At 48.3% G+C, this 18221-nt stretch carries 23 protein-coding genes and 2 pseudogenes; 13 read left to right on the top strand and 12 right to left on the bottom strand.

Annotation, left to right across the window (positions count from 1 at the left end):
* The first annotated feature begins 20 nt into the window (after positions 1-20).
* The 3 genes from ACP3TC_RS08890 to ACP3TC_RS08880 are packed head-to-tail and all read left to right on the top strand — an operon-like array spanning position 21 to position 4177.
* A complete protein-coding gene (locus tag ACP3TC_RS08890; protein ID WP_426818048.1) occupies positions 21-1412 on the top strand; it encodes a tryptophanase in 1392 nt (463 codons plus the stop codon).
* Positions 1413-1443: 31 nt separating this feature from the next.
* Positions 1444-2700: an acyl-CoA dehydrogenase family protein gene (locus ACP3TC_RS08885; RefSeq protein ID WP_426818047.1), complete on the top strand. Its 1257-nt coding sequence runs from the start codon at positions 1444-1446 to the stop codon at positions 2698-2700.
* Positions 2701-2716: 16 nt separating this feature from the next.
* The gene (locus ACP3TC_RS08880; RefSeq protein ID WP_426818046.1) at positions 2717-4177 is read left to right on the top strand and encodes a 4-hydroxyphenylacetate 3-hydroxylase family protein; all 1461 of its coding nucleotides are present in this window, start codon (positions 2717-2719) and stop codon (positions 4175-4177) included.
* A 176-nt stretch (positions 4178-4353) separates the two neighbouring features.
* Here ACP3TC_RS08880 and ACP3TC_RS08875 read toward each other — a convergent pair whose 3' ends face one another.
* The gene (locus ACP3TC_RS08875) at positions 4354-5076 is read right to left on the bottom strand and encodes a YoaK family protein (protein WP_426818045.1); all 723 of its coding nucleotides are present in this window, start codon (positions 5074-5076) and stop codon (positions 4354-4356) included.
* Positions 5077-5405: 329 nt separating this feature from the next.
* On the opposite strand from ACP3TC_RS08875, the gene ACP3TC_RS08870 reads away from it, so the two are divergent.
* Entirely contained in the window at positions 5406-5924 is a 519-nt protein-coding gene (locus ACP3TC_RS08870) for a hypothetical protein (protein ID WP_313852323.1), read from the top strand.
* Positions 5925-6184: 260 nt separating this feature from the next.
* Here the strand turns inward: ACP3TC_RS08870 and ACP3TC_RS08865 are convergent, their stop codons facing one another.
* A complete protein-coding gene (locus ACP3TC_RS08865; protein ID WP_313852325.1) occupies positions 6185-6361 on the bottom strand; it encodes a hypothetical protein in 177 nt (58 codons plus the stop codon).
* A 330-nt stretch (positions 6362-6691) separates the two neighbouring features.
* Here ACP3TC_RS08865 and ACP3TC_RS08860 point away from each other — a divergent pair, with 330 nt between their 5' ends.
* Complete coding sequence (locus ACP3TC_RS08860; RefSeq protein ID WP_426818044.1) at positions 6692-6850, top strand: hypothetical protein; 159 nt, start codon at positions 6692-6694, stop codon at positions 6848-6850.
* 114 nt (positions 6851-6964) lie between these two features.
* Here the strand turns inward: ACP3TC_RS08860 and ACP3TC_RS08855 are convergent, their stop codons facing one another.
* From ACP3TC_RS08855 to ACP3TC_RS08840, 4 genes are all read right to left on the bottom strand, one after another.
* Positions 6965-7288, bottom strand: a complete 324-nt coding sequence (locus ACP3TC_RS08855; RefSeq protein WP_313852328.1) for a phage repressor protein — start codon at positions 7286-7288, stop codon at positions 6965-6967.
* Positions 7289-7290: 2 nt separating this feature from the next.
* Complete coding sequence (locus tag ACP3TC_RS08850) at positions 7291-7530, bottom strand: DNA polymerase V (RefSeq protein WP_426818043.1); 240 nt, start codon at positions 7528-7530, stop codon at positions 7291-7293.
* A 646-nt stretch (positions 7531-8176) separates the two neighbouring features.
* Positions 8177-8677, bottom strand: a complete 501-nt coding sequence (locus ACP3TC_RS08845) for an SHOCT domain-containing protein (RefSeq protein WP_426818042.1) — start codon at positions 8675-8677, stop codon at positions 8177-8179.
* Between the two features lie 133 nt (positions 8678-8810).
* Positions 8811-8939 (bottom strand): DUF2511 domain-containing protein, encoded by a 129-nt coding sequence (locus ACP3TC_RS08840; RefSeq protein ID WP_426818041.1) that lies wholly within the window; start codon positions 8937-8939, stop codon positions 8811-8813.
* Between the two features lie 17 nt (positions 8940-8956).
* Between ACP3TC_RS08840 and ACP3TC_RS08835 the strand changes: the two are divergent.
* Positions 8957-9115 (top strand): annotated as a pseudogene (locus ACP3TC_RS08835) (lysozyme); the annotation flags it as partial.
* Entirely contained in the window at positions 9112-9561 is a 450-nt protein-coding gene (locus tag ACP3TC_RS08830) for a lysis protein (protein WP_426818040.1), read from the top strand. The pseudogene ACP3TC_RS08835 and the gene ACP3TC_RS08830, both read left to right, overlap by 4 nt.
* On the opposite strand, the gene ACP3TC_RS08825 is transcribed toward ACP3TC_RS08830, so the two are convergent.
* Entirely contained in the window at positions 9539-10147 is a 609-nt protein-coding gene (locus ACP3TC_RS08825; RefSeq protein WP_426818039.1) for a hypothetical protein, read from the bottom strand. The genes ACP3TC_RS08830 and ACP3TC_RS08825 overlap by 23 nt on opposite strands.
* 49 nt (positions 10148-10196) lie before the next feature.
* Here ACP3TC_RS08825 and ACP3TC_RS08820 point away from each other — a divergent pair.
* Together ACP3TC_RS08820 and ACP3TC_RS08815 are read left to right on the top strand one after the other, a co-directional pair.
* Positions 10197-10391, top strand: a pseudogene (locus ACP3TC_RS08820) (terminase small subunit); the annotation flags it as partial.
* A gap of 151 nt (positions 10392-10542) precedes the next feature.
* Entirely contained in the window at positions 10543-10968 is a 426-nt protein-coding gene (locus ACP3TC_RS08815; protein ID WP_426818038.1) for a tyrosine-type recombinase/integrase, read from the top strand.
* 373 nt (positions 10969-11341) lie between these two features.
* Here the strand turns inward: ACP3TC_RS08815 and ACP3TC_RS08810 are convergent, their stop codons facing one another.
* From ACP3TC_RS08810 to yobA, 3 genes are read right to left on the bottom strand one after another with little or no spacing between them, the layout of a single operon-like run.
* Entirely contained in the window at positions 11342-11683 is a 342-nt protein-coding gene (locus ACP3TC_RS08810) for a YebY family protein (RefSeq protein ID WP_313852338.1), read from the bottom strand.
* Between the two features lie 52 nt (positions 11684-11735).
* A complete protein-coding gene (gene copD / locus ACP3TC_RS08805; protein WP_426818037.1) occupies positions 11736-12614 on the bottom strand; it encodes a copper homeostasis membrane protein CopD in 879 nt (292 codons plus the stop codon).
* Positions 12615-12617: 3 nt separating this feature from the next.
* The gene (gene yobA / locus ACP3TC_RS08800) at positions 12618-12995 is read right to left on the bottom strand and encodes a CopC domain-containing protein YobA (RefSeq protein ID WP_313852340.1); all 378 of its coding nucleotides are present in this window, start codon (positions 12993-12995) and stop codon (positions 12618-12620) included.
* 163 nt (positions 12996-13158) lie between these two features.
* On the opposite strand from yobA, the gene ACP3TC_RS08795 reads away from it, so the two are divergent.
* From ACP3TC_RS08795 to exoX, 3 genes are all read left to right on the top strand, one after another.
* Positions 13159-13389 carry a DNA polymerase III subunit theta gene (locus ACP3TC_RS08795; RefSeq protein WP_426818036.1) on the top strand — a complete coding sequence of 77 codons (231 nt, stop codon included), beginning with the start codon at positions 13159-13161 and terminating at the stop codon, positions 13387-13389.
* 73 nt (positions 13390-13462) lie between these two features.
* Entirely contained in the window at positions 13463-14206 is a 744-nt protein-coding gene (locus ACP3TC_RS08790) for a carbon-nitrogen hydrolase family protein (RefSeq protein ID WP_426818035.1), read from the top strand.
* Positions 14207-14232: 26 nt separating this feature from the next.
* Positions 14233-14892, top strand: coding sequence for an exodeoxyribonuclease X (gene exoX, locus ACP3TC_RS08785; RefSeq protein ID WP_313852344.1), 660 nt, complete (start codon positions 14233-14235; stop codon positions 14890-14892).
* On the opposite strand, the gene ACP3TC_RS08780 is transcribed toward exoX, so the two are convergent.
* Positions 14893-16956: a prolyl oligopeptidase family serine peptidase gene (locus ACP3TC_RS08780; RefSeq protein WP_426818034.1), complete on the bottom strand. Its 2064-nt coding sequence runs from the start codon at positions 16954-16956 to the stop codon at positions 14893-14895.
* Between the two features lie 104 nt (positions 16957-17060).
* Between ACP3TC_RS08780 and ACP3TC_RS08775 the strand changes: the two genes are divergently transcribed.
* Positions 17061-17513 (top strand): acetyltransferase, encoded by a 453-nt coding sequence (locus ACP3TC_RS08775; protein ID WP_313852347.1) that lies wholly within the window; start codon positions 17061-17063, stop codon positions 17511-17513.
* A gap of 25 nt (positions 17514-17538) precedes the next feature.
* On the opposite strand, the gene ACP3TC_RS08770 is transcribed toward ACP3TC_RS08775, so the two are convergent.
* The gene (locus tag ACP3TC_RS08770) at positions 17539-18195 is read right to left on the bottom strand and encodes a tellurite resistance TerB family protein (RefSeq protein ID WP_426818033.1); all 657 of its coding nucleotides are present in this window, start codon (positions 18193-18195) and stop codon (positions 17539-17541) included.
* Positions 18196-18221: the final 26 nt, after the last annotated feature.

The raw sequence follows: 18221 nt of genomic DNA, 5'->3' as shown, positions 1-18221 counted from the left end.
GAGGCAGCGAGGAAATTCATGTGATTATTCCAGAGCCATACCGTATCAAGGTGGTCCAACCAATAAAAATGACAACCCGTGCATATCGTGAGACTGCACTACTTAACGCAGGGCTAAACCCATTTTTACTGAAAGCAGATGATGTATTTATCGATTTACTCACCGACAGCGGCACCGGAGCAATGAGTGACCAACAGTGGGCGGGAATAATGCGCGGTGATGAATCCTATGCTGGCAGTAGCAGTTTCTACAGGCTGGCTGAAGTGGTCGAACGACTCTTTCATTATCAACACACCATTCCGGTACATCAGGGCCGTGGTGCTGAGCAAATTCTTTTTCCCAGCCTTGTGGAACGCGCGAAACAAAGAGGCGCATCAAAACCATTATTTATCTCCAATCACCACTTTGACACCACAAAAGCTCACGTTGAAATAGCTGGCGGCATCGCAAAAAATTTCATTTGCAAAGCAGCACTTGATACCTCGACTTACAGTGACTGGAAGGGAAATCTGGATGTTGCGAAGTTAGCCTCAGAGATCGAACAATCAGGTGCAGAGCAAATAGCTGCAGTCGTCATTACCATTACCTGCAATAGTGTGGGCGGGCAACCCGTATCAATGAGTAATATCCAACAGGTTTCGACGCTGGCCCGTCATCATGAAATTCCAGTAGTCATTGACGCCGCGCGCTTTGCCGAAAATGCCTATTTTATAAAGCAACGAGATCCGCTTTACGCAGACAAAAGTATTCACGATATTGTGGCCGGGATGTTCGTTAACGGCGACATCTTTACTATGTCTGCCAAGAAGGACGGTTTGGTTAATATTGGTGGACTGTGCTGCTTTAAGACTGATAAAACGCTATTCGAGCGCGTCCAGCGCCAATGCGTAATTATGGAAGGTTTCGTGACTTATGGCGGGCTCGCCGGTCGCGACATGGAAGCAATGGCAATCGGCTTGCAAGAGGCGTGTGATGAGGAGTATCTGCGCAGCCGTATAGCCCAGGTCGAATATCTTGGCGAAAAACTTCAACGCGCAGGCATTCCTGTACAGACACCAGTAGGGGGCCACGCCGTCTTCGTTGATGCCAGTAAGGTACTGAGCAGCGTACCTTCGACTTTTTTTCCTGCTCAGATGCTCTGCAATGCGCTTTACATAGAGAGTGGCGTCCGCGCGACTGAAATTGGTTCGCTCATGATGGGGCGGAATCCTGTAACTCGAGAACAGGAACCCGCCTTATTTGAGCTAATGCGCCTCACTATTCCCCGTCGTACCTACACCAACAATCATATGGACTACGTCGCGGAATCGCTGGTCAGATTAATTGAAAAGGCACCGCAACTACGCAAACTTGTTTTTGAATATGAGCCTGAGGTCTTAAGACAGTTCACGGCTCGTTTCAAAGAGATTTAATGCCAGATCCTTCAATATTACGGGGACCGACATGGAAGCAGAAACAGGCATAAAACAGCAAACCACTGGACCCAATCCGGCGGAAATTACCAGACTAATTAACCTGGCTGAACGGCTGCAAGAGGGTTTACGGACCAGCCAAAGAGAGCACGATGACCTTGGTACCTACTCACCTTCACTGCATCAGCAGTTTTATGAGCATGGCTTTTATCGGCTACTACTGCCACGCCGTTACGGCGGCTTTGAAGTTAGCCTGAAAGACTATTATCGTGTCATGATCGCCATTGCCCGTGGCCATCCTGCGATAGGCTGGAATCTCACTTTAGGGGCGGCTCATGGACTGTTAGTCGCCTCACACTGGCCTGAAGCGGTACAGGACGAATTATTTGATAAGCAAAACTATTTCGTAGCTCCGCATCGTGCATTTCCTGATGGAAGTTGCCACAGGGTTAACAATGGTTTTATGGTAGAGGGTGTTTTTCGTTATTGCACCGGAATAACGTATTCTACTCACCTGATTGTTAATACCCTTTATAGCGAAAGTGATGGAGCGCCTGCTAAGTCGATCAACTGCATCATTCCACGGAAGAACTATGAAATTTTAGACGACTGGGGTGGCGATCGAACTCTGGGTATGCGAGCGAGCGGTTCCAATAGCGCACGCGTAGCTGCTACGTTCATACCAGAAAGGATGACCGTTCCTTTCTCTGGCTTTTATGCTAATCAGGACGTATCACAGGGTTCCATTGGAACCCAACTGCACAAAAATCCATTGTATCTCGGTTATCTGATGGTGCCCTATCACGCCAATCTGGTAGCACCGGTTATCGGCGCAGCCAAAGCCGCTCTCGATGAATATCAAACCATTTTGCAGACACGCCCGACGACTCTCTGCTCATCGTTGCGCCGTGAAGACGACAATTTTTATCAGCAGTTATTTGGTCAGGCCCTCGTTCTGACAGAAGCTGCAGAAGCCATTCTGCTGCAGGTTTGTGATCAGCAGCGAGAATTAGGCGAACGATGGCAACGAACAGCAAAACCGATAAGTCTTTCAGAAAACGTTAAGGGATGGGGAGCTTTGCAGCAGGCAGGTCGTCTGGCCTGTGATGCCATCGAACTACTGTTCCATACGGCGGGGTCGTCTGAAACACGAAAAGACGCTCGGCTGTTGAGATATTTTACCGACGCTCAAATGTATCGCAGCCATACAGGTTCACAATGGGAGAGTTTCTCAGCATATGTTGGACGGGCACAGCTTGGAAAACCGCTCGATTTTCTTAACCTATAAAAGTGTGGGAAGTAATATGCCAAGAAGCGGAGAACACTATATAAATAGCCTGCGGGATGGCAGAACCGTCTATCTGAACGGTGAAAAGATTATTAATCATGTTGACCACCCCGCTTTCAGCAATGCGATCAGATCAGTCGCTAAACTCTATGATTATCAAGCCAGTAACACAGAATTAATGACCTTCGAAACTCCCTGCGGTAATCGTGTGGGCCGGGCGTGGCAATTGCCAACCTCACGCCAAATCCTTGCCGAAAGAGGTGATGCAGCTTATGCATGGGCCAGGCAAAGTTGTGGGTGGCTGGGAAGAAGTCCGGATCATGTTGCCTCTGCCATCACTGGCATGATTACCCATATCAAACTTTTCGATATCTATTCAGTGGAGCGCGCAGACGCACTCAGACGCTATTATGAGTTTGCACGTGACAAAGATCTCTACCTGACTTATGCCATCGTCAATCCTCAGGGCGATCGATCTAAGTCACCCGGCGAGCACACGAGGAACCAATTCCACACTCTTGGGGTTGTACGAGAAATGCGAGACGGTATTATTGTTCGGGGTGCGAAGATGCTCGGTACCGCTGCTGTTCTGGCAGAAGAGATTCTTGTTGCTGTACAAAACCCTCTCAAACCCGGAGTGGACGATAAATACGCGCTGTCATTTGCCTTGCCTCTTAATACGCAGGGCATCCGGATACTTGCCCGCAAATCTTATGAGGCAACATCTACCCAACTGGATGCACCACTCGCCCATCATTTCGATGAAAACGACGCTATAATCTTTTTCGAAGATGTATTTGTGCCGTGGGAGCGGATTTTCGTTTATTCAAATACTGCTATGTGTCGGCAGCAGTTTCACGGCACGGCAGCGGAAATCCTGATGGATACCCAGAGCCAGGCGCGCTACGCGGTAAAATTGCATTTTCTCGCTGGACTGGCACAGCGCATGACTCAGATCACCGGAATTAATGAGTTTCCATCTGTGCGTGAATCGCTGGCGAATATTGCATGCCACGCAACAACTATAGAAGGTCTGTTCCGCAGCTTGCTGCATAACCCTATTCAATACGGCAATTATTTCATACCGAATCAAGTCCTGCTCTACGCCTGCCAGGCCTTCGCCCAGACAATCTATCCACAGGTTATCGAAATCATCCGTAAGTTAGCTGGTGGCGGTGTTATTATGTTGCCGTCCAGTGTTCTGGATTTTAATAACCCTGAATTAAATCATATGATCGAAGCCACGCAATATTCTTCAGTAACTTCTGCGATCGAACGTGTAAAACTGATGAAGTTGGTGTGGGATGCCATAGGTTCAGAATTCGGTTCGAGACACACCCAGTACGAAATGTTTTACTCTGGTCCACATTTTGCCACTCTTGCACGCCTGTATGGACGCTATGACTGGCAAAATGCGACCGATATGACCAGTACGCTACTGGCGTCTGATGATATGATGGATTTCAGAACCCAGTAGAATAGCCAGATAGTACAACCGTTACTCTTAATATGCTCACCTGGAGCCAATCCAACGCTGGTCAACGTCGACACTCCACTGCCAACTATCGGCCTGGCTTTGATGTTTGCAGCAAAGCCGTGTAAATCCGCCAGGCCGCCACATTTACAACGCAACCACCCATCACATCCTGTGTTTCAATGACTGAGAATTCTTTTTTTTATTAATATAGTCCTCAATGCTAAACACATCAGGCCGACACCCGTTAGCATCAGAAATTTATAGCTCAGTAAATGATAAAACCAGATACCTGCTACACCTCCCGCGCAAAAACAGCTAATAGTTAAAAAGTGAAGCTTAAGACGTTCTAAATAAATCGGAGCATCTTTGGGTGACTCCTTTCGGCGCAACACATCAAAGAGCATCGCCAGCTCGATACCAATATCAGTAGAAGCACCCGAAACATGCGTAGTTCTTACGCGAGCATTTGAGATACGTGTCACGACAGCATTTTGCAATCCCATTAAAAAACTGAGGCTAAGGATTAAGAAAGAGCCTGATGCTTCTGGCCTGAACCAGCTTTCAATAACACCCAGTGTGAGAAGCGCGGCTCCCTCAATCAGAATATTGACAGCGTATATGCTTCGGATTTTATTTCTACGCCCGGCATTGATAATCATGGTTGAAAAAGCGGCCCCGGCAATAAACATAAATAAAATCGACAGAAAAAACATTCCTACCGATATATTCGCCTTGGCAAGATGATCTGAAAACGAGGATACATTTCCCGTCATGTTAGCGGAGAAAAACCCCACTATCTCGAACGCCATTGTATTTAAAGCGCCTGCTACTGCGGCCAGCGTGCAGGCAAGCTGGCTATCGACAATATTATTACGCTCACTTTCTGTACTCAGCAGCATAACGCCTACTTAATAAGTATGAAAAACTCAATGATTCTCCGATTCATCGGGTTTAACAAGTAGGCAGCAAAGATAAATTTGGCAGTAAGTTGAGCTGAAACAGTTGCGGGTGTAATTTTGCCCAGTCGTTCAATCAGCGAAGCTGGCCGGGACATTCTCAATGTTGTCCTGTAGCCGCGGTTAAGCCGTCTTATCAAGGTTAATCCGTGTTGCATAAATCCTGACGCTAAAAGTGTGCAAGGCAGACCCTGCGCACTGATCATCTGTCAGGATAGTCGAGCAGCTGTCGCCAGGTTACTCTTGCGACAAACACATCGGAAGAGGCCCACATGGATAAGTTTGACCGGCAATTACAGAACGATATTTTAACCGCTTGCATGAGAGCTTACCCACACTCAGCAGACTTTCTTTATTATCTCAATACCTCTGTCGAAGCTTGCTGGGACCTAAGCAACACAGAAGCCCATAGCAAGCTTCACGCCAATCTGGTTTATCTTGCCGAGCATAATTTGATAAAACTCAATGCAAATCCCCAAGACAGTCCTCTTCATATACTTGAAAATATAACGGCTACCGCTAAAGGCATCGATTTTCTCTTAGATGATGGCGGACTGGGTGCGATACTGGATGTGCAAACAATCCGTCTGCACAACGACACTCTCATTGCGCTTGAAGATATTATTCGCGTTGCTAATATTCCGGAAGAACAGCAGAAAGGATTGATTGCTAAACTCAGGGATCTTCCAGCCGATGCCCTGAAGCATTTGACCTTACAATTACTCACTCAGGGCATTCTGAACTTGCCCCACGCACTTCAGATCATTCAAACTGCCCTACGTAAGGGCTGAATATTGACAGGTCAGGATAGGGAAAAATATTGATGGCTAAGCCTTTCAGTTAGCCTTATCCTGAAAAGATGGCACAACGCGGCATAAGAATGATGCAAAGTCAGAAAGCCTCTTCGCCAGACTTATGCCTAAATTTCTTCAAGAAATTAAAAGGCCTGAATTCGATAAAGTACCGAAGCCAGGCCCAGATAGCTGCCAGATAAACCGTCCAGTTTACAGTGTCAGCTTGTACACCGGGAGCGACAAACAGCTCTGATTATTTATTTTGTTTTAGCTGGCACATATAAATAACAGCCATCACCCCGATTAACCAATACATAGCCGGGTTTAGAAGTGCTTCCTGGACAATATGATGCACCGTTATTAATGGCTGATGCAGGTACAGATACAAATGATGCCAGAAGAGGCAGTGCTAATGTGATTAAGACTTTTTTCATAAAAACCCCATAATAATTACTTAAAATAATATTATTCTGATACTCTACACCAGATATAAGTATAGAATACCGCAGTACCATACTCTGCTAAAAGCAATAGTCAACAATAAGTAACTGGTGCCATTTAAAATGGAATAAGACAGTAAGATAATTGCTAAGCCATCCTGAAAGAGCTGCGAATGAATAACATTATCAGCCTTCACCCTCGAAATAAGATTAATATCACTTTCGATAAGATTATTCTTTTATAGATACTCTATATTATTTTCACAAATCATCCTAAGATGACTAATATATCCAGAACACCATAAATTCAGTGAAGGAAGCAGTATGTCAACATTCTTAATCATCGCATTCCCGTTACTGGCCGTAGGATTAGCATTGGTTGCGCTTTTTTATCGAAAAAAGGATAAAAATTTTCTTATACCCGGTTTCGTGCTGATTGCGGCCGGGCTGGTGAATGCGGTAATCGGTATGGGTGTTAGTTAGTCTTCTGAACAGTCCGCTTTCGCCGCTGACAAAAAAGTTTTATAAAAAATACAATCGACTATCCGGCCAGCGCGCCGTAAAATTTTTTGCCTGCTCCTTAATAGCTTCGCAAAATCAAATCGTCGGCCTTTCCGCTTCATGCACGCGCAGAATCTCCGACGTCACGACGCCTAACAGCTCTACTTCTTCAAGTACACTTCCTTCGTATGCCTCCCCTTCCTGTGTGATGATGCTGTTACCCATCAGCTTCCCTACCTGAGATTCACCAAACACTTCAAAAACAATTCTATTGCCGCTCCTGGCTGAAATGCTCCTGTCGACAATGAATAACCTGTCGCCGACATCAAGAATCATCATCGATGCCGGATTGATTGCGATGAAGTCATAAATGTTAAGCCGCCTTTCGATATGGTCGCCAGCCGGTGACGGGAATCCCATAGCTACCTCCAGTGATTAGCGTTGAAAAGCCTAAACGTTCTGCATTCCCCTTCCTGAGTAGAGATATCCTTGAACTGATCCTGATGATGTTCAATCCACTGATTAGCTTCCTTTTCTGTCCAGTGCCAGTTCACTTTCGCCAGCTCCGCAACAAAATCCACAGTGGTGATGGTACGCCCGGTTTTCGGCAGAATCTTTACAGCTGCGCGAAATGCCGCTTCGATTTCGTATTGTCTTGCCATGAGTCTTTAACCCGATAATTACTGTATATGCAAACAGTATTATCAAAGTATATAACTGATCAAGCGACTTAAGTACAGGTTTACTCTATGCTGTTGTGCAGTGGGAAAATTTAGAACAGGTCAGGGCTGGCGCTAATCAGGCAAGAGTTAGCGATGACATCCTAAGATGACTGCGCTATAGCCGATTCTTCTGATAGCCTGGCATCAGATTAATCGTCAGTCGCGATACTCCCCACTAACACCGAGCGTTTATTCTGCTAAAACTCCACCTTTAAATCGCCAACATTCAGCCTATTTAAAAAAGTCGACAGAAAGCTGTTCCCGAGATTTGTGGGTCGGTCAGTAGTAAATTAACGTAGTGTTCTGAGCAGCCTGTCGGCTTATGTTCGCGATTGATTTAGCCATACCAAAGTATATCGGGATGCCCGTAGTGCCGGGTATGATTTGGTTTGAACTGAATATTGGTAATTTGAGGAATTTTCGTAATACAAATGAAAATCTCTCTTAAAATCAACAAACAAAAAAAAGACTGAATACCTTTAATGGCACCTAAAATCAATCACTTAGGTGCCATTATGTCTACAACCTATGGTCGGCTCAGTTTGGCGTCTAAATCTTCGAAAAAGGTTTTGCTATGTGATTGAAGTTAGATTAATTCCATTATTTTAGCTTTTTTATCCTGAAATTCCTCTTCAGAGAGAATTCCGGCGGCCTTTAACTCAGCAAGCTTTTTCAGTTGTTCGTAAGGATCGGCTGTTGTAGATATGGTTTGCGAAGCCGTAGGATTAGCGCTCAGATGTCTACCAGCTTCAATTGCAGCAATCAGTAAAGCCTCGCCTTCTTTATTGCAGGTTTTGAATTCGAGGTCATCATGGCTGGTATGCATCTTTATTGACCTGTGGCCGAGTATAGATTTTCTCTCTATAGAAGTTATTGCCTTCAACGGAATATTTTCAATAACCTCGCCCAAAAGCCCTTTTCGATAAAATGCTACCCTTATATCAGTAACAATAAGGGCACCATTGTACTGCTTATCCTTGCCCTGCCCCATCAATCTGCCGATATAACCCTCAGCCCAAGCTACAGCTGCTTCTCCATTCTGGAGGTGCTTACTCTTAAAGTTCTCAACGTGTTTATTAGTTTTCATTCTCAGCCTTCATTGATTGCATGTAGCGCTTAGCGCATTGAATATGCTATAAAATGGCGATTACTTATTAGTTCTTTCAATAATACAGTTTTAGATACTCAGTGGGAACAAAATGTCTACAGTAAACTATGCCTTAATCGCAAAGCTCCAGTCCTTTATCGAGTAATGTGTCAATGCTTTTCTTAGCACCCGGAAACTCGGGGTTATCCAGCCATACCGATTTGATATCACCTGCCTCAACTTTTCCTGACCTGCTCCCCATTGTGCGTCAGCCGGTATGCTGGCGATCGTAAGGGAGCCTGCGCGGATATAAAACGCTGGGTGCATGACTGTGGCCGCGACTGCCGGTTAACCAAAAGACAAGCGAATGGCAGTTACGGTCAGGTCGAGCGCCGGAATCAGGAATCAGAGTTAACCTGCTGGGAGCTGGATCAATGATGTGGCTGGCAAATAACTGGCGCAATCTGATTTGGTTCGCTCTGGTGCTCTGCGTTGTGCAGCTGGCTTATTCAACCAGAGATTACCAAGACATGGCAAATAAAGCTGCGAGTTATTTGAAATCAGCAATACAGACGCTCACTGACATGCAGACACGCCAACGCGATGTTGCTGCACTGTATGCCAAATACATCGGAGAACTGGCCAATGCGAAATCTAAGCTTGATGCTCTTGAGCAATGCGTTAGTTCTAATAAGTGCGAATTGCGCATCAACGCCACCTGTCCGAAGCCATCCACCAGCATCACCAGGCTGGATGATGACGTCAGCGCCAGACTTACTGACGCCGCTCAACGGGATTATTTCACTCTTAAAAAGCGAATTGTCATCATGACCACACAACTAAATGGGCTGAAGCAGTACATCAAAGAACAGTGTCTGAATTAGTGTTCGAAAGACTAAACTCAAGGTGTGTATGAAGCTGGTAAAAGCCCAAGCATTTACCAATGGTTTTCCGAATTAAAGAAGAAACTAATATTATAAGTTTGACTCTGTTGGGGGTTTCATGAGCCTTGAATTCATAGCTTCCCTTGCTTATACCGTCTGAATCAAAAAGCTCAAAGCTTTCTTCATTAAGAGATAAATCAACATCATTATCTATATTCCTGACAAGGTCAGCTAACGAGGTAATAAAACTTTTTTCGATAAAATCAGTGTGTATGTTGTGCGCGAGACCGTTTCTCAGAGAGTTAAATTTATCAAGCACTCTGAAAGATGGTGTAGGCAGGCCAAGTTTTGACGCTAGTTCGAGCTTTTTGAAATAACTTAGTTTGAATGGTCTTCCTTCTTTCGGAGTGGAGTCGAAGAGGTTTTCCTTCCCAATTGCTGAACAAATGAACGCTTCAAGAAAGTTTTCTGTAATTAGGTGAAGCCTCAGTACTACACCAATGTCATCTTTGCTTTCAGTTGATGCTATCAATGCATTGCGTACTGATTTGTTGTCGAAGAGTTTAATAAAAATAAAGTTATTCATAATGTCCCGGTAAGCAGGTAATTGAATGGCACTCACCGACAGATAAAATATTTTTTGTAGCGAGTACCTTACTTGACTTGAATGCCACGCAAGCGTCCATCAGAGCAGGGTACAGTGATAAAAGCACAAACCGTACAACATCTGAAAACCTGACATCCTAAAAAGGATCGCCGATCTCACTGCAGATCGCAACGAGCAGTTAAACATTTTTGCTGCCTATGTGCTGCGTCATCTGGCAGAAATCTATTAAGTCGATGCGCCTGAAACTGCTTGTGATGGACTATTGTTAAAATCGATAACCAAATGCCTGCCTCATATTGCTGCTATATCGCGGGCTTTGACATAGCTGGAATGTTTGAAAGCATAGTGGATAGAACTCGGAAGATGTCACGCGGATGCTTTTCAGCGATGTCAGGGATAATCGAGTATTTATCACTCAGAGCAAAACCAGCCATAAGCTGGCCATACCTTTAAACCTTGAGCTGAAAGCGTTGGGGTTGTCACTTGAAGCAGTTATCGATTTATGCCGACGGGATAATCCGTCAGATTATATGATCTATTCAGCCGTAAGGCGCGGGGGCAGAAAGCCAGGCCCTGTTACGCCGGTTGCTTTAACCCAGGCTTTTGCTGAAGCACGAGAATTGAGCGGTATTAAGTTCGGTGAAAATCCACCGACATTTCATGAAATACGCAGCCTGGCAAGTCGATTGTTCAAAGCCGAGAATGGCGAGGATTTCGCGCAGAAATTACAGGGACACAAAAACCTGTCAATGACCAAAAAGTATCTGGATACTCGCGGGCAAGAATACATGATGGTTTAGACTGGATATTGGAAATTCGGACATATTTCGGATAATTTCGGGCTAAACCCTAATAAAAGCAGATGAATCAATAACTTAAAAAAAGACCGAATACGATTCCTATATTCGGTCCAGGGAAATGGCTCTGGTAGAGCCGTGCGCTAAAAGTTGGCATTATTGCAGGCGGTGTCGCCTTGCCCTTTAAAGAGTAGCCAAACTAAAGGGGATTTCCAGCCACAGGTTATCGGCTTGAAAGGAAGAAGTTAACTTTGTGATCGGGATGGCAGAAATCCGAATGCAGCCTTTCACTAATAAAGGCTGTCGACTAGCAGCAGGCGCTAAAAGAGCTCAGCGCGCTTATAAAGAAGCGCGCCAATTTACCGATTTAAATCAATCAGTTGCAGAGTTTGCTTGCGCGTTCAATAAAGGGTGTCAGGCTCATCTTATGCCCCGGGTTTTTCGGGTCATCAATCTGAATCACATTGATTGGCTGAGCTTTTACCTGTCCGGCTAACATCATCTCGCTGGCTTTATTATTCAGCGGATATTGCATCAGCGTGCTGGGATTAATAGCAAATAGCGCGTGGTCGGCGGCGCAGGTCAGCATCACTTCTTCACGGTTAAACGCCCACTTCTCTTTACCGATTTCAAAGCGGCTAACGGTAATGATTTGCGATGCAGCCAGTGCGCTGCTGCTGATGCCCATTGCGAGCAGTAAACAGACCAGTTTTTTCATCGAGTTTTATAACCTCACTGAACGCGCCCGAACTCTCAGGCGCAAAAATAATTTATGCCGGTGCCAGGGTAGCAAAGATGCTGACCAGCATTAGCACCAGCGTACTCAGCAGCAGTTCCGCCTGCGTCATGCGGATAAAACCTTGCTGCGCCCGCTGCCCTGCCCGGCGAAAACGCGGTACCAGCCAGTAGCGATTCAGCAGCGCGATGGCCACCATTAACCCCACCAGCAGAATTTTAATCAGCAACAGCTGACTGTATAACCCGAAGCTGACCAGCGGCCAGCCAAGAATCATCAGAGCGTTGACAATACCGGTGAGTATCACCAGTGCAACCGCCAGATGACCATAGCGCGAGAAACGCATCATGGCGCGTATCGCATCACTGCGCAGCGCAATGTTACGTGCATCGGCCATTAACAACAGCAATGGCAGTAAACCACCCACCCAGAATGCCGATGAGATCAGATGCAGTGCATGATTAGCGCGTTGCAGTGCGCCCGGCCAGCCATCCAACATCGCAGCATGACCGACAAAGGCCAGCCCGATAAGCTGGGCCAGCCCCAGTGTCAGCAGCAACGGCTGACGCCATACGCCGCGCCGCAGAAAAGCCGCACAGGCAATGAGCGGCAGGATAATTTGCCACTGCCAGGCTTCGCCGAAGCCGGTGCCGAGCACTGCCCGCCAGGTATCAGGATCGGAGATATTACGCCAGTCACCGCTCATCAGGCCGGTCTGCGCGGCCAGTAAAGCCAGCGCGCTAAGTAATGCAACCACGCTGCTTGTCAGCATCAGTGGATGCAGCCGCTGGGCCAGGTGCGCTTTAAAGCGTTTCGGCGACAGCAGTGCGCTGTAAAACGCACTGCCGGCCAACAGCATTACTGCGGCGAAATGCAGCCAGCGGCAGGCGATATATAACGTGCTGAGCGACATCAATTACTTCACGCTGAAGCTGTAGTTCCCTTTGGTTTTGTGACCATCAACTGATAATACATGCCACTTAACCTGATACTTACCGCTGGTCAGCGGCTGTTCCAGCGGAACAATCAGCTGATTCTTTTTCGCGCCATTGCGTTGCGCTTTGGCGACGGGCAAGGCCTTGTTATCCGCGCCGCTGATTTCCAGCCCGCTGAAAGCTGGCTCAATATCTTCCGAAAAAGTCAGCGTCAGCGCCTGAGGTGCCGCGTCAACATTGGCATCTGCCGCCGGAAACTGACTTTTCAGATGCGCATGCGCCAAAGCAGATTGCGAGAAAGCCACCGTCGCCAGCAGCGCTGTGGCGGTGAATAATGAGGAGAATTTACGGTTAAACATCGGATCATCCTTCTGTGCTGCAGCCGGCAGGCTGCCGATGAGAGCAAAAGAATACTCCGCTAATAAAGGGCTGTCGAGGCGATAACAGCTATCGATGCGCGCCTCTGCTTGCCAATTATGCTTATCTGCATTACTTTTTGCCGCACAGCAACAGGAGAAGAAAATGAGTTATAATTTGGCGACACTGCCGCAAGAAGAAAAAGATAAAATTAATGTCGATTTAGCCGCCGCCGGCGTGGCGTTTAAAGAGCGCTATAATATGCCCGTTATTGCGGAAATGGTGGAACGCGAGCAGCCGGAAGCGCTGCGCGACTGGTTTCGCCAGCGTCTGATGCAGTATCGTCAGGCATCACTCAGCCTGTCTCGTTTACCTTATGAGCCGAAGCAAAAATAACTGATGCATCGCTTGAGATTAGCGGTAAATTGCGATGATATAATCGCACCTCAATCTGAATTCAGGAATCGGTATGTTGCCCTGGAGTGTCGCCGCTGCACAGTATGCTTCCCGCTCTCGTGATATCGACGGGAATATCTCTCACCATCTCTCATTTATTCAGCAGGCGAGCCGCCAGCAGATCGATCTGCTGTTATTTCCTGAGCTTTCCCTGAGCGGTTATGAACTGGAAGTTGGCCCACAATTGGCTCTGTCGCTGAATGATGCGCGTCTCGATCAGTTCGCAGAAGCCGCTCATCAACACCAGATGAATATTATTGTCGGTATGCCGTTACGGGTTGACCACCATTACCATATTGGCGCGGTGACCTTTCTGCCCGACGGCACCCGTTTTGCTTATGCCAAACGCCATCTGCTTGGCAGTGAAAGTCAGTTCTTCCAGCCAGGACGTGGCGGGCCAGTTTTCGGTACACCAACCCGTAATGTGGCGATTGCGGTCTGTGCCGATATTGTGATTGAACAATTTGCCCGTGACGCGGCCGAATGCGGTGCAGATCTCTATGCCGCCAGCGTGTTAGTTTCTGAAAAAACTTATGACAGCGATTGCCATTCTCTGTCGCGCTGGTCTGCTGATTACCGTATGGCAGTACTGATGGCTAACCATGCGAAACCGACCGGTGGCTATGAGAGTAATGGCGGCAGCGCCTTTTGGGATGCCGAGGGTAATAAAGTCATCTGCAGCGGAAGCGGTGAACTGCTTATGGTCGTACGGCGCACACCTCAGGGTTGGCAAGGCGAAATCCATCCGTTAGGCTAAGCGCAATTTTGTCGGGAAGGTAAATCATGTTACGCGTAATCGATACAGAAACCTGTGGCCTGCAAGGCGGCATTGTTGAAGTCGCTTCGGTGGATGTTATTGACGGCCAGATCGTCAATCCGATGAGCGACCTGGTCTCACCTGACCGGCCAATCAGCCGCCAGGCGATGGCAATTCATCGTATCAGTGAAGCGATGGTGATCGGCAAGCCGCCGATTGAACAGGCGATTAGCCGTTATCATGGCAGCCCTTACTATGTGGCGCACAACGCCAGCTTTGATCGCCGGGTGCTACCGGAAATGCACGGCGAGTGGATCTGTACCATGACGCTGTCACGTAAACTGTGGCCGGGAATTAAATATGGCAATCAGGCGCTGCGCGAAAGTTTACAGCTGGATGTCACTCCACCGGCGGAACTGCATGCGCACCGTGCGCTATATGACTGCTACGTCACCGCCGCCTTGTTGATTCGCATTATGCAAACTACCGGTTGGGATGCGGCAGAAATGCTGGCGCGGATGCAGCCCAAAAGTGGCAACGATACTTTCCCGTTTGGCAAATATCGCGGACGTAAGATTGAGGAAGTAGCGAAGCGCGATCCGGGATATCTTAAGTGGGTACTTAAAAATATCCCGAACCTGAAAGCCGACCTGCGCAGCGCGATGCAGCACCATCTGGCTGACTGATTAGCTGGCGTTGCCGGTGGTTAACGTCCCCTGCGCCAGCCCAATCAGAAATGCATACTCCAGCGCCACCCCTTCATAGGCCTTAAAGCGCCCGGACTTACCGCCGTGGCCAGCATCCATATCGGTCCACAGCAGCAGCAGATTATCGTCAGTTTTCAGCTCGCGTAGCTTCGCTACCCATTTGGCAGGCTCCCAATACTGCACCTGAGAATCGTGCAGCCCGGTGGTGACCAGCAGATGCGGGTAATGCTGCGCGCTGACGTTGTCATACGGGCTGTACTGCCGAATATAATGATAGTACTGCTGTTCAGACGGATTGCCCCACTCATCATATTCGCCGGTGGTCAGCGGGATCGACTCATCAAGCATGGTAGTGACCACATCAACAAACGGTACCTGCGCTACCACACCATGATAAAGCTGCGGCTCGCGGTTGATTACCGCCCCCATCAGCAATCCTCCGGCGCTGCCGCCCATCGCATACAGCCGCCGTTTATCACCATAACCCTGCTGCAATAAACTGTGGGTGACGTCAATAAAGTCATTGAAGGTGTTGAGTTTATTCAGCAGACGACCGTCGTCATACCACTGCTGCCCCATTTCACCGCCGCCGCGTATATGTGCCAGCGCAAAGACAAAACCGCGGTCAAGCAAGCTCAGACGGCTGGCGCTGAAATCGGCGTCCATACTGCTGCCATAGGAACCGTAGCCATACACCAGCAGTGGATTTTTACCCGGCTGATAGTGTTGGCGGTGATAAACCAGCGATACTGGCACTTCAACGCCATCACGTGCTTTCACCCACAAACGCTCGCTGCGGTACTGACTGGCGTCAAAGCCTTTCACTTCCGACTGTTTCAGCACCTGACGCTCGCCAGTATCCAGATCCAGCTCAAACAGCGTGGAAGGCGTGGTCATCGATGAATAGCCGTAGCGCAGCTTGCTGCTCTCCGGTGTCGGATTATAAGAGAGCCAGGTGACGTAAGCCGGATCGTCAAACGCAATGCCAATTGCCTCTCCATTTTGCCAGTTTATTTGCCGCAGACTGGTCAGGCCCCGCTGGCGCTCCTCCACGACCAGCCAGTCACGGAACAGCTGAAAGTCTTCCAGCACGATATTATCGCGCGCGGCCACCAGCGTTTCCCAGCGGGTGACGTCGCTAAAGTCGGTGCGATAGAGGCCAAAGTTCTTGCCCTCACGGTTTGAACGTACATAGAGATGGCCGTCGTAGTGATCAAGGGAATATTCATGATCTTTAACGCGCGGGCAGAATATCTGCGGTTTGGCTTCGGCATCGTCGGCATCGAGCAGCAGGATTTCACTGGTGGTACTGCTGTTCAGCGCAATAACAATAAACTGCTCTGACGTCGTTTTATGCACGCTGACGTAGAAGGTGTCATCCAGCTCTTCATACACCAACTGGTCAGCACTCTGCGGCTCGCCGAGGGTATGACGCCACACCTGCCACGGCAGTAGCGTGGTTTCATCTTTCAGCACGTAATAGAAAGTACGGGAATCATTCGCCCAGGCAAAGCTGGATGAGACATTTTGCAATACTTCCGGATACCAGCTGTCGCGGGTGAGATTACAAAAGCGAATGCCATACTGACGACGAGACAGAAAATCTTCCGCCAGCGCCATAATCTGATTATTGGGGCTGATATCCAGTGCCCCCGTGGTATAGAACTCGCTGTGTGTTGCGCGCTGGTTGGCATCCAGCAGCGTATCCCACTGTTCTGGCGTGGTGGTTTCGGCAGGCTGGCGCGTATAAATCGGATATTCATTGCCGGATTCATAGCGACGCTGATAACGATAGCCATTTTTCACGTAGGGCACGGAATGGTCCTGCTGCGGAATGCGATCGATCATTTCCTTCAGCACCTGTTCCTGCAACGCTTGTTGCGAGGACATTACACGCTGACTATAGTCGTTTTCCTCCCGCAAATATTCGAGCACCGCCGGATCTGCGCGCCGATCGTCGCGCAGCCAGTAATAGTCATCCTGGCGCGTTTCGCCATGCAGAGTCATTACGTGAGGAATTTTCTTTGCGGTTGGAGCAGTCATAATCCGTTTACACCCTTGAGTCAGTTGAGCTAAGGGTGGCATCTGACGTTGTGATTGCCAAGCGGTAAAGGTAAATTAAACAAGCAAGTAATAAGGAAATCCCCATGATTCGCCCGGCTTACCCCTCTGAATACACAGTACTGACCGAACTCTGGCAGCGCTCGGTGAGCGCAACCCATGACTTTCTCTCTGTACAGGAGATCGCACGCCTGAAGATTTGCGTTGAAAATGAGTATCTTCCCAACGTTAACACCTATGTGTGGCTGGATAACAACCGGCGGCCGGGTGGATTTATTGGCGTAGTGGAACAGCGGATTGAAATGCTGTTTATTGATCCCGATCTACGTGGTCAGGGCATCGGCAGGCAGCTGGTCAATTTTGCTGTTGGCCAGCTGGCCGCCCGCGAGCTGGACGTTAACCAACAGAACCCGCAGGCGACCGGATTTTATCTGAGTATGGGATTTGAGATAACCGGACGCTCAGCACTGGATGCTCAGGGAAAACCCTATCCTTTACTGCATATGCGCCTGCCAGAGAGTGAGAACAGGCCAGATTAGCGGCCGGACTTGTCCGGCCTGACAATCAGGCAGTGAGTTTATTCTTCTCTTCGCGGATATCGTTTTCAATGCCATCCCGGACATCTTGCGGGATTTTCAGCGCGTCGCCCAGCGCCTGCAAATAGCTGCGCTCCATAAAATGGTCAACATCAATTACCGCATTACTCAGGAAGTAAAGTTCCAGCGCTTCTTCTTCATTGCGGATGTCATGAGCCAGCAGTTGCGGGTCGAGTGGTTGCTCGATAGCTTGTTGGATAAGCTTTTCGCCCTGCGAACCAATGCCTAACTGATGCACATTTTGTTCAATTGACTGACGTTCCTGCGCATCGATATGCCCGTCACTTTTCGCGGCAAACACCAGCGCTGTGATTAAGCGTGCCGCACGGGAATCAACCGGCGTTTCACTCTGGCCGAATTGTGGTTCATCGCGGTGGGTTTCAGTGACGCGCTGTTTGTATTTGTTCCACAACACGGCACCTACCGCCGCGCCACCGCCGATAATTAACGCGTTTTTACCGTATTTGGTCAGCAGGCTACGCGACGACTTGTTGGCGATCAGCAACCCCGCAAGACCGCCGAGCGCGCCTGGCGCCAGCATTTTACTCAGCCCTTCGCCGCCGCTTTTACCGCCACTTTTGCTGTTACCCAGTACCGACTGAATTTGTTGTAGCCAGTTATTCATCTTATTTCCTTTAAAAGAACCGATGA

Source organism: Winslowiella sp. 2C04, from assembly GCF_050037805.1.
Classification (GTDB): domain Bacteria; phylum Pseudomonadota; class Gammaproteobacteria; order Enterobacterales; family Enterobacteriaceae; genus Erwinia; species Erwinia toletana_A.
Note: the sequence above shows the minus strand (reverse complement) of the source record. Positions and strands in the feature narration are given on the sequence as shown.